This window comes from Marinobacter sediminum (assembly GCF_023657445.1).
GTDB lineage: Bacteria > Pseudomonadota > Gammaproteobacteria > Pseudomonadales > Oleiphilaceae > Marinobacter > Marinobacter sediminum_A.
Genome location: NZ_JAGTWY010000001.1, coordinates 1,130,255 through 1,143,653, shown reverse-complemented (window position 1 = coordinate 1,143,653; position 13,399 = coordinate 1,130,255). Strand labels below are relative to the sequence as shown.

Genomic DNA, 13,399 nt, shown 5'->3' with positions numbered 1-13,399 from the left:
TTTTATCCATACCCTGCCCGGGCTTTAATGACTGCCTTATACGCCCGCGCCCGCTCTCGCAGGTAAGCCGCCAACCCAGTCCAGCCGGTCACGCAACGCCACTACATGGCCGATAATCACCAAGGTAGGGGCCTGCACCTGCTGTGCATTTACCCGCTCGACGATATCTGAAAGGTTACCCGTAACCACAACCTGCTCCGGGGTGGTTCCTTTGGACACCAGAGCGACTGGCATCTCTGGCGACATACCGTGAGCAACTAACTGACGACAGATAACCGGAAGACCCACCAGCCCCATATAAAACACCAGAGTCTGGTTGTTCTGGACGAAATCTTTCCAGGGTAAATCACAGGTATCGTTCTTAAGGTGGCCGGTGACAAACCTGACGGACTGGGCGTGATCGCGGTGCGTCAGTGGGATACCGGAATAGGCGGCGCAGCCCGATGCCGCAGTGATGCCCGGTACTACCTGAAACCTGACGCCTGCTGCTGCGAGGGTTTCGATCTCCTCGCCTCCCCGCCCGAAGATGAACGGATCACCGCCTTTAAGGCGAACCACTTTGTACCCCTTTCGAGCCAGATCAACGAGGCGCTGGTTGATCTGGTCCTGAGGCAATACGTGGTTCGAACGCTGTTTGCCTACATGAATCATTTCAGCGGTTTCCGGCACCAGGGCCAGAATCTCAGGAGAAACAAGACGGTCGTACAGTACGACCTGGGCGGAGGTAATCAGCCGCCACGCCTTGAGTGTCAGCAGCTCCGGATCTCCCGGCCCCGCACCTACCAGCGCCACTTCGCCGGCCGAGTTGTTCGGGTTATGTGTTATCGGGTTAACCCGGTACCGAACTGGTGCTGGTGTTGCGGCGATGCCCTTCCCTGGCGTATTTCCTGACTGATCACTCATTGAATTCGATCAATGCCGCCCATGTACGGCTTCAATACATCCGGAATCACAATACTGCCGTCTTCCTGCTGATAATTCTCCATCACAGCGATCAGGGCACGGCCTACAGCCAGGCCAGAACCATTCAGAGTATGCACCGGTTCCGGCTTTCCGGTTTCCGGATTGCGCCAGCGGGCGTGCATGCGTCGAGCCTGAAAATCACGAGTGTTGGAACATGAGGAGATTTCACGGAATTTCTTTTGTCCGGGCAACCACACTTCCAGGTCGTAGGTCTTTGCTGCCGAGAAGCCCATGTCGCCACCACAGAGGGTGACAACCCTGTATGGAAGTTCCAACAGCTGCAGTACCTTCTCGGCATGTCCTGTGAGTGCATCCAGAGCTGCGTCGGAGTCTTCCGGCCGTACGACCTGTACCAGTTCAACCTTGTCAAATTGGTGCTGGCGGATCATGCCACGGGTGTCACGTCCGTATGACCCCGCTTCACTCCGGAAGCAAGGGGTGTGACAGACCAGCTGCAGAGGCAGCTCACTGTTATCAAGAATGGTATCGGCAACGAGGTTGGTCGCAGGCACCTCTGCTGTCGGAATCAGGTACAGCGGATTCTCGCCCTCGGTTTTGAACAGGTCTTCCTCAAACTTCGGAAGCTGCCCGGTACCGTATAGCGTATCGGCATTGACCAGATAAGGGACATAAGCTTCGGTATAGCCATGCTCAGCGGTGTGGAGGTTCAGCATGAACTGAGCAAGGGCACGGTGCAGGCGGGCAATCGGACCACGCATCACGGCAAATCGCGAATGCGCCAGGCGGGTCGCAGTCTCGAAATCCAGTCCTTTCAGCGCCTCGCCAAGCGCGACGTGATCCCGGGCTTCGAAATCAAAAGCCCGCGGTGTACCCCAGGTTCGGATCTCAACGTTATCGTCTTCGCTTTCACCGGCAGGCACGCCCTCGTCTGGCAGGTTGGGGATACCGGCCAGGAAGCCATTCAACTCTTCCTGCAGCGAACGCAGCTCATCTTCCGCTTCGGATTTCTGCTTTTTCAGGTTCTCCACTTCATCCAGCAGCGGCTGAATATCTTCTCCCGCCGCCTTCGCCTTGCCAATGGACTTGGACTGCTTGTTCTGCTCGCCCTGCAGTGTTTGCGTACGCACCTGAATGGCACGACGGCGCTCCTCAAGCTGCTCGAAGGTGGCAACATCAAAATCAAAATTCTTGATGGCCAGCCGACGGGCGATCTCTTCAGTCTGAGTACGGACACGTTTTGGATCGAGCATGGTTATCCTGAGTTTTCCGGTTAGCGAATTGAGTTAAAAAGACACGTCATTATACCTGCACTGGCGCTTGTGGCTACCGCGCGGCCCGCTCAGGGATAACGTTTGCGGGCACTGCCCGCGTTACGCTGGTCCAGCCGCTCCCGCTTTTCACCGAGTTTGATTTCAAGACCACGGTTTACCGGCTCGTAGTATCGGCGCTGATGGATATCTTCAGGCAGGTACGATTCACCAGCGGCAAAAGCTTCGGGCTCGTCATGGGCGTATCGGTATGACTCACCGTAGCCCATACTCTTGAGCAACTTGGTCGGGGCATTGCGGAGGTGGACCGGAACTTCATAGTCCGGGTCCTGGCGCACATCGGCCATACAACGGTTGAAGGCGTTGTAAACTGCGTTACTCTTGGGCGCCATCGCCAGGTATGTAACCGCCTGAGCCAGTGCCAGCTCACCTTCCGGGGAGCCAAGGCGCTCCTGGGCATCCCAGGCATCCATACTGAGCTGGAGCGCACGGGGATCTGCGTTCCCTATATCCTCACTGGCGATGCGAACAAGCCGTCGAGCCACATAGAGTGGATCGCAGCCTCCATCGAGCATCCGGCACATCCAGTAGAGAGAACCATCGGGGTCAGACCCTCGCACTGACTTGTGAAGTGCAGAGATCTGATCGTAGAAAACGTCACCACCCTTATCAAACCGCCGCAGACTGGTCTGCATGACCTGTTCAAGCTGCTCGCTGGCAATACGGTCATGGCCTTGTTCATCCGGTTCAGCCAGGTCTGCAGCCACTTCCAGTATATTCAGCGCCCGTCGGGCATCGCCACCTGACGCCGAGGCCATCACCTCAAGGACATCCTTTGATACCGACAAACGCCCGCCAAACCCCTCCTCAGATACCAGGGCCCGCTCAAGCAGGCTGAGCACATCCTTTTCTTCAAGATTCTTCAGAACATAAACACGGGTCCGGGACAGTAGCGCGCTGTTCAACTCAAAGGATGGATTTTCTGTGGTGGCGCCCACAAAGATGAAGGTGCCGTCCTCAATATGGGGTAGAAAGGCATCTTGCTGGCTCTTGTTGAACCGGTGAACCTCGTCAACAAACAGCAGAGTATCTCTGCCTTCGGATTGTTTTCGGTTTCGGGCCCGCTCCGTCACGGCGCGAATTTCCTTCACGCCACTGAGAACCGCGGAGATGGTTTCAAAGCTGAGATTGCTGAGGTTGGCAAGGAGCTTGGCAAAGGTGGTCTTGCCCACCCCGGGAGGCCCCCAGAGGATCATGGAATGAAGCTGACCCTGTTCAACGGCACGGCGCAAAGGCTTGCCAGGCCCAACCAGATGGGACTGGCCAACGTAATCGTCCAGAGTGCCCGGTCGCATCCGTGCCGCCAAAGGCCGGAAACCGGTCTGATCCTGAAACAGGCTGTCCTGCATCAGGCTCCGTCCCGGATGATGTCCACGCCCTCCGGATACTCGAGGGTGAAGGCATTGCTATCGACCGGTTGATTCAGGCGAATTTGATCAAAGCTGAGAACACTCAACTGCGACAGCGAATCCTTCATGCGCATTTCCTGCAGCTCGCCATCAAAAAACGTCAGGCGCAAGGAAACAAACAGGGAATCCGGGCTGCGAGGCTCCAGGGTGAATTCCCGGGTGTGATCACCAATCGAGCGCCGGGATACTTTGTAGGTTTCATCGAGATTACCTACCTCCCCGCTGAGCAGGAGCGCCGGCGTCGTTTGGACGCGTTCGTCCAGCGTGTGGACAGTTACCTGCTCAAGGTCGGGATCATAGACCTCTACGGTATCGCCATCACTGACAACGAACTGCGACAAAGGTGCACTGGTTTCCCAGTAAAACAGGCCCGGCCGTTTCGCTTTCAGTGACCCGCGGGTTTCCTGGACATGGTGCCCCCTTTCATTAACAACGATCTGAATAAAATCCGCCTGAAAGGACTTATAACTCTTCAGAACCGAGGCCAGCTCTCCGGCTGCGTCACGCCCGTTTCCAGTGGCCTCTGAGGCCTTTACGGAAACCGCAAATACAGTGGCGAGCAGCAGGGTAAACAGTTTCAACAGCAGACTCTGTTTCATTCAGTGTTACTCCTAATTTCTGGGTGGCGGCGGCGCCAGAACTTCCCGGGCACCGTTATGCCCGGCGGCGCTGACAACACCCGAGGCTTCCATGGCATCGACCAGATTTGCAGCCCGGTTATACCCAATCTTGAATTTACGCTGAACGGAGGAAATCGATACCCGACGGCCCTCAGTGACAAACGCCACTGCTTCGTCGTAAAGAGCATCGCCTTCGCTGTCTCCCCCTCCCTCAGCCAGGCTTGGCACACCAGGGAGGCTCTCACCCTCGGCGCCATTAAGTACATCGTCCACGTATACCGGTTCACCGCGGGCTTTCCAGGCACTGACGACACGGTGAACCTCATCATCATCAACAAAAGCGCCATGAACACGGACCGGGAGACCGGATCCGGGCGGCAAATAAAGCATGTCACCATGGCCCAGAAGTTGTTCCGCACCCCCCTGATCAAGCACCGTTCGGGAGTCTATCTTGGACGAGACCTGGAATGACATCCGGGTGGGAATGTTGGCCTTGATCAGTCCCGTTATAACATCCACAGATGGTCGCTGGGTCGCGAGGATCAAGTGAATACCAGCTGCCCGGGCCTTCTGGGCGATACGCGCAATCAGTTCCTCCACTTTTTTACCGACAATCATCATCATGTCGGCAAACTCGTCGATTACCACCACAATGAACGGCAGGGTTTCCAGCTCCGGGCGTTCCTGTTCGTCATTCGCAACATACTCATCCGGCTTCCAGAGCGGGTCGAGCAGCGGCTCGCCGGCGGCAGCAGCGTCCCTGACCTTCCGGTTGTAACCGGCAAGATTACGCACGCCGAGACTGGCCAACAGTCTGTACCGGCGCTCCATCTCGGCAACACACCATCGAAGTGCGTTGGCCGCCTCCTTCATGTCCGTTACTACCGGAGCCAGCAGATGGGGAATGCCGTCATAGATGCTCAGCTCCAGCATCTTGGGGTCTACCATGATGAAGCGAACTTCTTCGGGTGTTGCCTTGAGCAACATGCTGAGCAGCATGGCGTTCACGCCCACCGACTTGCCTGAGCCGGTAGTACCGGCAACCAGCAAATGCGGCATCTTGGCAAGATTGGCCACCATCGGATTGCCACCAATGTCATTCCCCAGGGCAAGGGTCAGTGCCGAGGAGGAGTCTTTAAACACACGAGCCCCAAGCACTTCACTCAGGCGAACCATCTCCCGTTTCTCGTTAGGGATCTCAATCCCAACCACAGACTTGCCGGGGATAACTTCTACGACACGGACGCTCAAAACAGCAAGCGAGCGGGCAAGGTCCTTGGCCAGATTCGATATCTTGCTGACCTTCACACCGGCTGCAGGTTTGATTTCAAACCTCGTGATCACCGGGCCGGGATTAACCTCAACCACCTCTACAGACACGCCAAAGTCAGCCAGCTTTTCTTCAAGCAAGCGGGACATGTGTTCGAGGGCTTCCTCCGAGTAGCCGCTTTCCTTGTGTTCCTCCGGAGGATCAAGCAGGGAAATAGGTGGAATCGGGCTTTCGATATCCTCAAGCAGTGACGGCTGCTTGCTTTTTTTATCCTTGCTCGCCGGAGGTTGATCGTCCTTTTTAAACGGAGAAATCTTGAGAGAACGACCTGAGGCCTGGGGCTTTGGCGCCTCAGGTGCAACCTTCTCTTGCGGCGGCGCTGCCGGCTCGGCAACCTCACGCGAGCTGAAGCTTTCAAGGCGCGCAGGTTCAGGCTCCTCAATGGCAGACAAACCATCGAGTTCGGGTTCCCTGCGCTCGGCTACCGGTTTTTCCGCTTTCTTTGGTTTGCGCGGTCCAAACCCCGGAATCTTGTGCCACCATTTCGAGCTCGTCTTGTTGTCTTTCCCGGTGCCACCGGTTTTTGGCGCAACCACTCGATCCTCAACAACCGGGGGCTCGACTTTTGGCGCGTCTTTTTCTGGTCTGGCTTTCGCACTTTTCTTTTCAGGATCGGACGAGAACAACCTCTTGAAAGCCATACCGACACGAAGTGTAAGCCCGCCAACCTGGTCCATCAGCCAAAACCAGGAAAGACCGGTCGTAACCGTCAGCGCAAACAGGAATATGGCAATGAGCAATAGCGTGGTCGCAGGCAAATTGAAGAACCGAACCATCGCGTCAGAGACCGCTGTACCCAATACCCCTCCGGAGGATGCACCGAGGCCAAAAACGGAATACAGGGATAGCAGGCTGGTCGCAGACATCAGGATCAGGAAAAAACCACCAAAACGCATCAGGAACAATGGCCAATGCAGATCAAGGGAGTCATTCCTGCGCCGAATCAGCATGATGGCATAACCGGCGATCATAACCGGAAACAGGTAGGCGACATGGCCAAAGAAATCCATAAAAAGACTGGCCAGCCAGGCTCCGGTGCGTCCGGCATAATTCTGGACATGGGTGTCGTGGCCGATACTGGCCCAGCCGGGATCAGACGAACTGAACGTGACCAAAGCCATCGCAAGGTAGATACAGAGGGCGATCAGCGCGATGACCGCGCCTTCCCTGGAGCCCTGTGCCACAAGACGGCGAAAGCGCAGCTGCTTCTCGGTCAGTTCCTGTGGTGCTTTCTTCGCTTTTGCGGATTCGGCCATGAATACTCAAACGTTTCCATTGCTTGGGTTCTGAAGCACCTGAAAGCCACGTTGCAGATCGGTTTTCAGGTCTTCGACTGCTTCTATGCCCACGGAAAGCCGGACCAGGTTCTCGGTGATACCCGCCGCTGCCTTGTCTTCGGGTGACAAACGACCGTGGGTTGTCGTGGCCGGATGGGTGATGGTGGTTTTCACATCTCCCAGGTTGGCAGTAATCGAAATCATCCGGGTAGCGTCTATGAAACTCCAGGCCTCTTCACGAGCACCCTTCAGACGGAATGACAACACCCCGCCAAACCCGTTCTGCTGCTTTTTGGCGAGTTCATGCTGCGGATGACTCGGAAGCCCTGCATAGAACACTTCCGCCACCTCCGGTTTCTGCTCCAGCCACAACGCCAACTCTAACGCATTGTCGCAATGGGCACGCATACGGATTGGTAAGGTTTCCAGGCCCTTCAGAAAAACCCAGGCATTAAACGGGCTCATGGTCGGACCGGCTGAACGAAGGAAGCCATAGACCTCCTCCATCAGCTTCGACGGGCCTACGACAACACCACCGACGCAGCGTCCCTGACCATCAAGGTACTTGGTTGCGGAGTGGATGATAATGTCAGCACCATGTTCCAGTGGACGCTGTAATACCGGTGTGCAGAAACAGTTGTCCACAACAAACAAAGCGTCGTTGCCATGGGCGAGGCGTGCGAGCCCTTCCATGTCGGCAACTTCGCAGAGGGGGTTGGACGGCGTTTCGATGAACAGCATCCGCGTTTCAGGACGGACCACACTGTTCCACTCGTCCATATCCGTCAGACTGACAAAGGAGGTTTCCACCCCGAACTTCGCCATGTACTTCTGGAACAGAACATTTGTCGTACCGAAAACACCTCTTGAACATACGACATGGTCACCACTTTTCAGCAATGCCATGCAGGTGCTGAGAATTGCTGCCATACCAGACGAAGTAGCAACGGCCCGTTCTCCGCCTTCCATCGCAGCGATCCGTCCCTCAAAGGCCTGAACCGTCGGATTGGTGAAACGGGAATAGATGTTACCGGGCTCTTCACCGCCAAACCTTGCGGCCGCCTGTGCAGCGCTGCCATAGACGAAACTGGAGGTGGGAAAAATCGGATCGCTGTGCTCAAGTTGACCGGTGCGAATCTGGCCAGCCCTTACCGCCAGGGTATCCAAAGACATACCCTCCAGATCCGATTCCGGGATCCAGACATTTTCTTCACGGCGAAAGGTCATGCACGTCTCCTGAACAGGCTCTGTGAACGGTTAATCTTCGTCATTATACAGATCGATGATGCCGTTATCCCCGGAACCCCCGCCTTGCTGCGTAGCACGCTTGTCGTCATTGCGCGCTGCGTCCAGACGGTCCAGATAGGCCTGATCCACATCACCGGTTACATAATCACCGGTGAACACGGAACATTCCCAGCCTTCAATATCGTCATTCACATCGCTTACGCACGTTATCAGGTCTTCCAGATCCTGATACAGGAGCCAGTCAGCACCGATCAACTCCTGGATCTCGTCCACCGTCCGTTCATGGGCAATCAGTTCGCTGGCAGACGGCATATCGATGCCGTATACGTTCGGATAACGAACCGGGGGCGCTGCCGACGCAAAGTACACCTTGCGGGCTCCAGCATCCCTGGCCATTTGCACGATTTCCTTACAGGTGGTTCCACGCACTATGGAATCATCAACCAACATGACGTTCTTGCCGCGAAACTCCAGATCAATGGGATTGAGCTTCTGGCGAACAGACTTCTTCCGCATTTTTTGGCCTGGCATGATAAAGGTCCGGCCGATGTAGCGGTTTTTGATGAAGCCTTCGCGGAACTTCACACCAAGGCGATGGGCCATCTGCATGGCAGACGTGCGGCTGGTGTCAGGGATGGGTATAACCACATCAATATCGTGGTCGGGACAATCTCGAATGATCTTGTCTGAGAGGGTTTCGCCCATCCTCAGGCGAGCCTTGTACACCGACACCTTATCAATAATGGAATCCGGTCGGGCAAAATACACGTGCTCGAAAATGCAGGGATAGAGGTGAGGCTCCTCGGCGCACTGCTCGGTGTATAGCGTGCCATCGGTTTCAACATACACAGCCTCACCCGGCGCAATATCACGAACCAGAGTAAACCCAGCGGCACTGAGGGCGACGCTTTCGGACGCAATCATGTACTCCTTACGGCCATCTTCGGCCTCACGTACCCCATAACAGGCCGGCCGGATTCCGTTGGGATCGCGGAAACCAACGATGCCATAACCGGTAATCATGGCGATAACAGCGTAGGCACCGCGGCAACGCTTGTGAACCGCCCTGACCGCAGAGAAAATTTCGTCTTTGGTGGGGTTCAGCTTGCCAAGCTTTTGAAGCTCATGGGCAAAGACGTTCAGCAACACCTCGGAATCAGAGTTGGTGTTGATATGACGAAGATCCGTACGGAACAAATCGTTGCTCAGGTCGTCCGCATTGGTCAGGTTGCCATTATGGGCAAGGGTAATCCCGTAAGGGCTGTTAACGTAAAACGGCTGGGCTTCGGCGGAGCTGGAACTGCCGGCCGTCGGGTAACGAACGTGGCCGATACCGACATTGCCCACGAGCCTGCGCATGTGGCGGGTATGAAAGACATCGCGAACCAGTCCATTGTCCTTGCGAAGATAAAATCGTTCATCCTGAAACGTAACAATGCCCGCCGCATCCTGGCCCCGGTGCTGAAGAACGGTCAGCGCATCATAGAGCGACTGATTCACGTTGGAAGTACTGACGATGCCGACGATGCCACACATGGATACGGTAATCTCCGAGTGTTAAAACTGAATGTTAGCGGGACGCGGACGCGGGTTCCACGCTTTCCTGCTCATGACTAGTTTCTGATGCGCCCTGGCCATCCGAAGCCGGTCCCAGAAAACGGGCAAATTCATCACCCAAAGTGCGCCGTGACCAATCCTCCACGACGGCCAGTCGATTGATCATGATCGATTCCCGCCACCAGGTATCCTGCGCCAGCGGTGTATATCGGGTAAAGGCAATGCCGACGATCACGACGACAACACCACGCAACAGCCCAAATCCCATACCCAAGACCCGATCGGTTGCGGACAGCCCAGTCGCGCGAACCAGGTGACCGATCATATTGTTAATGATCGCGCCGACGATCAGCGTTCCGAAAAAGAGTATCGCAAAAGCGGCGATCAGGCGGACCAACGGTGTCTCGACCGTACTCTCAAGAAGAGTCTGCATTTGGGGGTGAAAGGTTCGGGCAAGTATAAACGCGCCCACCCAGGTAACCAGAGACAAAGCTTCCTTGACGAAGCCCCGCTTCAGGCTGATGAGCGTGGAAACTGTAATCAGGGCGATGACGACCCAGTCAATCCAGATCAGCTCTTCCATGGAGAACCCGGTGAAAAAAAGGAAGCGCGAATTCTATCAGGAAACGGGTCGCCACCAAACTGCCTGGAACGCATAAACAGTCAGAAATGACGGTTATTTGTCACCGGTTGTGACCAGACTATTGAGACTGAAGGCCTGATCAAGGACGCGTTTCGCTGACTCCGCATCGGATTTACTGGCAAAGGGACCACTGAACACGCGGGTGAGCGTGGTATCGGCACGAACAACTTCCTGCAAGTGCGAGCCATACCCCTTTTCGCGAACTTGATCCCTCAGGCGCCGGGCATTTTCAGCGTTTCCAAAGCTGCCAAGCTGAACAACCCATGCGTCTTCCAGGGACCGAGTATACTCTATGGATTCAGGCTCGGCGCTATCTTCTGCAACACTGGCGTCTCCAGCAGGCTCAGGAGCGTCGGTAACGTTTTCAGATTCAGGTGCCGGCTCCTCAGTGGGCATGTTACTGACATTTCCGCCTGCTTCAGGATTTTCGGCGTCTTCAACAATCTTGTAGGCGGGCGCTTCACTGGCAGGCTCGTCAGAATCTCCGCTGCCCGTTGCCGAAGCAGGTTCCTGGTAAGACGGAGGGGCAACCGTCTCAGAGTCGGGTGCCGTTACCTCAGGAAAAGGCGGTTCTTCCGGAATATTGATCGTTGTAGAGGTGCGCTCGGAATGGGGTTCATCAAACACCATGGGAACAAAGATAACTGCCAGGGAAACCAGTACCAGCGCCCCGATTATTCTTTGCTTCAATCCATCCACGTTTTTCAGCTCCCGTTTATTGATGACCCACTGCGCAAGGGCTAAGGACCTGATACTAACTGTCTACCCGACAGAACTCAAAGCGTGAGGTCCCGCCATGGACAAAGTTTAAGACACATCTCCGCCCAGCCGGGCACGAGCCTCCGCCACAGTGTAAAACGAACCAAATACGATGATCAGGTCCGTTTCTTCCGCCTCACTCAGGGCACTATTGATCGCTTCGGTCACCGTTTGCCGGTGTTCAGAGACATGGATCCCGGACTCGTCAGCCCTGGCCCGGAGCGATTCCGAAGAAAGGCCCCGATTTACTGTCAGACCAGCGAGCCACCAGACATCCACTACCGACCTCATAGCCTCGAAAACGCCCTCCACGTCCTTGTCGGCCAGCGCGGCATAGACAGCATGAACCCGCTGCCCTGCCCGCTTTAGCGAGGCAAGCCGACTCGAAAGCCATCTTGCTGCATGGGGGTTGTGTCCGACATCGACGAAAATGTCCGGGTTACGCCCCATTTTTTCAAAACGCCCGGGCACCCTCACATCAGCAAGGGCTTCCTCAATAACCTCAATACCAAGATCTGGCTGAAGCAAGCGAATGGCAACAACGGCAGCGGCTACACTTTGCACCGGCAATGGTCCGGCAGGAACACGAATCTCACTGCCCTGGTAACTTATCAGAGCAGTCGCCCCCGCTTCCCCAGAGGCTTCAGGCTCGCGCAGCTGGTATTCACGGCCCGCAAGTGACAGAGGAACCTTTTGAGCCGCAACCTGCTGCAACACGGAGCGAGGCGGATCGACGTCGGCATACACCGCCGGAATGCCGGGTCGCAAAACGCCAGCTTTCTCAAAACCAATGACTTCGCGGTTGTCACCCAAAAAAGCCACGTGATCGATGTCTACCGACGTGATGATGACCAGATCGGCATCCAAAACATTGACTGCGTCGAGCCGGCCACCGAGTCCCACCTCAAGAACCCAGTCGTCAACGCCTGCCTCATCGAAGGCAACAAATGCGGCAAGGGTTCCGAACTCGAAATATGACAGCGAAACGTTTTGACGTGCCGCCTGGACCCGCTCAAACGCCGATACCAGTGCGGCATCGTCAATATCGACGCCGTTGACCCGTACCCGCTCATTGTATTTTTGAATGTGCGGTGACGTATACGCCCCGGTACGACGGCCCGCGGAATGCAGCATTGCCTCCACTGCAGCGACGGCACTCCCCTTACCATTGGTTCCCGCGACTGTAATGATCCGCGCATCCGGCTTTCGCGGGAAAAGGCGCCGCAAAACCACAAGCACCCGGTCAAGACCGAGATCAATTTCAGTGGGATGAATCGCTTCAAGGTAGGCAAGCCACTGATCAACAGTGGCGCCAGCCCCCGGTTGTAACAGGGGCTGGACCGACTGCTTATTCGGGGGGGACATCGATTTCCGGTTTTTCGCTAACTTCAAATTCGATCGGCTCTTCCGTTCCCGGACGTTCCTGACCAGAAAACTTCGCCAACACGTGAGCAATACGCTCGCGCATCTGGTGACGGTGGAGGATCATGTCAATAGCACCATGATCAAGCAAAAACTCACTACGCTGGAAACCTTCAGGCAACTTCTCGCGCACGGTCTGCTCGATAACCCGTGGACCGGCAAACCCGATCAACGCGTTTGGTTCAGCAATATTGAGGTCACCCAGCATTGCCAGGCTGGCAGAAACACCACCGAAGACAGGGTCTGTCATCACCGAAATATACGGGATACCTTGCTGCTTCATGCGCTCCAGCACAGCCGCAGTCTTGGACATCTGCATCAGCGACAGGATCGCCTCCTGCATCCGGGCACCACCACTTGCAGAAAAGCATACCAGGGGAATCCTCTGTTCAAGCGCCACGTTCGCCGCCTGCACAAATTTTTCGCCCACTACCTGTCCCATCGAACCACCGAGGAAGTTGAATTCGAACGCACAGGCAACGAGAGGAACACCGAGGGTCGTACCTCTCATTGCAATCAGGGCATCCTTTTCTCCGGTCGATTTCTGTGCCTGGGACAGACGATCCTTATAGCGCTTGCTGTCTTTGAACTTCAGGCGATCCCAGGGCTCCAGCTCTGAGGCAATCTCTTCACGACCATCGGGATCGAGGAACACATCAAGACGACGGCGCGCAGTTACCCGGAGGTGGTGGTTGCACTTGGGGCAAACTTCCAGATTTTTCTCAAGTTCCGGCTTGTAGAGAAACGCACCGCATTTAGGGCATTTCTTCCACAACCCCTCCGGCACACCGGTTCTCTGCTTGGATTCCGAGCGAATCTTGCTCGGCATGATCTTGTCCAGCCAGTTACTCATGATCTCATCCTGTCCTTTGAGGCCTGTCC

11 protein-coding genes are annotated in these 13,399 nt (G+C 55.8%); all 11 read right to left on the bottom strand.

What is annotated here, in order from left to right; genetic code table 11:
- Nucleotides 1-36 precede the first annotated feature (36 nt).
- A complete protein-coding gene (cobA, locus tag KFJ24_RS05440) occupies nucleotides 37-903 on the bottom strand; it encodes a uroporphyrinogen-III C-methyltransferase (protein WP_250830050.1) in 867 nt (288 codons plus the stop codon).
- Nucleotides 900-2,174 (bottom strand): serine--tRNA ligase, encoded by a 1,275-nt coding sequence (gene serS, locus KFJ24_RS05435; protein WP_250830049.1) that lies wholly within the window; start codon nucleotides 2,172-2,174, stop codon nucleotides 900-902. Before serS ends, cobA begins: the two co-directional genes overlap by 4 nt.
- Before the next feature lie 89 nt (nucleotides 2,175-2,263).
- On the bottom strand, nucleotides 2,264-3,601 hold the full coding sequence (locus KFJ24_RS05430) for a replication-associated recombination protein A (RefSeq protein WP_284709158.1): 1,338 nt from the start codon (nucleotides 3,599-3,601) through the stop codon (nucleotides 2,264-2,266).
- The gene (lolA, locus tag KFJ24_RS05425) at nucleotides 3,601-4,260 is read right to left on the bottom strand and encodes an outer membrane lipoprotein chaperone LolA (protein ID WP_250830048.1); all 660 of its coding nucleotides are present in this window, start codon (nucleotides 4,258-4,260) and stop codon (nucleotides 3,601-3,603) included. Before lolA ends, KFJ24_RS05430 begins: the two co-directional genes overlap by 1 nt.
- A 12-nt stretch (nucleotides 4,261-4,272) precedes the next feature.
- The gene (locus KFJ24_RS05420; protein WP_250830047.1) at nucleotides 4,273-6,867 is read right to left on the bottom strand and encodes a DNA translocase FtsK; all 2,595 of its coding nucleotides are present in this window, start codon (nucleotides 6,865-6,867) and stop codon (nucleotides 4,273-4,275) included.
- Nucleotides 6,868-6,873: 6 nt separating this feature from the next.
- Nucleotides 6,874-8,115, bottom strand: coding sequence for an O-succinylhomoserine sulfhydrylase (locus tag KFJ24_RS05415; protein WP_250830046.1), 1,242 nt, complete (start codon nucleotides 8,113-8,115; stop codon nucleotides 6,874-6,876).
- Nucleotides 8,116-8,145: 30 nt separating this feature from the next.
- Nucleotides 8,146-9,672: an amidophosphoribosyltransferase gene (gene purF, locus KFJ24_RS05410; protein WP_250830045.1), complete on the bottom strand. Its 1,527-nt coding sequence runs from the start codon at nucleotides 9,670-9,672 to the stop codon at nucleotides 8,146-8,148.
- 34 nt (nucleotides 9,673-9,706) lie between these two features.
- Complete coding sequence (locus KFJ24_RS05405; protein WP_250830044.1) at nucleotides 9,707-10,276, bottom strand: CvpA family protein; 570 nt, start codon at nucleotides 10,274-10,276, stop codon at nucleotides 9,707-9,709.
- Nucleotides 10,277-10,369: 93 nt separating this feature from the next.
- Nucleotides 10,370-11,035, bottom strand: coding sequence for an SPOR domain-containing protein (locus tag KFJ24_RS05400; protein ID WP_250830043.1), 666 nt, complete (start codon nucleotides 11,033-11,035; stop codon nucleotides 10,370-10,372).
- A gap of 108 nt (nucleotides 11,036-11,143) precedes the next feature.
- Nucleotides 11,144-12,460, bottom strand: coding sequence for a bifunctional folylpolyglutamate synthase/dihydrofolate synthase (locus KFJ24_RS05395; RefSeq protein WP_250830042.1), 1,317 nt, complete (start codon nucleotides 12,458-12,460; stop codon nucleotides 11,144-11,146).
- Complete coding sequence (accD, locus tag KFJ24_RS05390) at nucleotides 12,444-13,370, bottom strand: acetyl-CoA carboxylase, carboxyltransferase subunit beta (RefSeq protein WP_250830041.1); 927 nt, start codon at nucleotides 13,368-13,370, stop codon at nucleotides 12,444-12,446. Before accD ends, KFJ24_RS05395 begins: the two co-directional genes overlap by 17 nt.
- Nucleotides 13,371-13,399 lie beyond the last annotated feature (29 nt).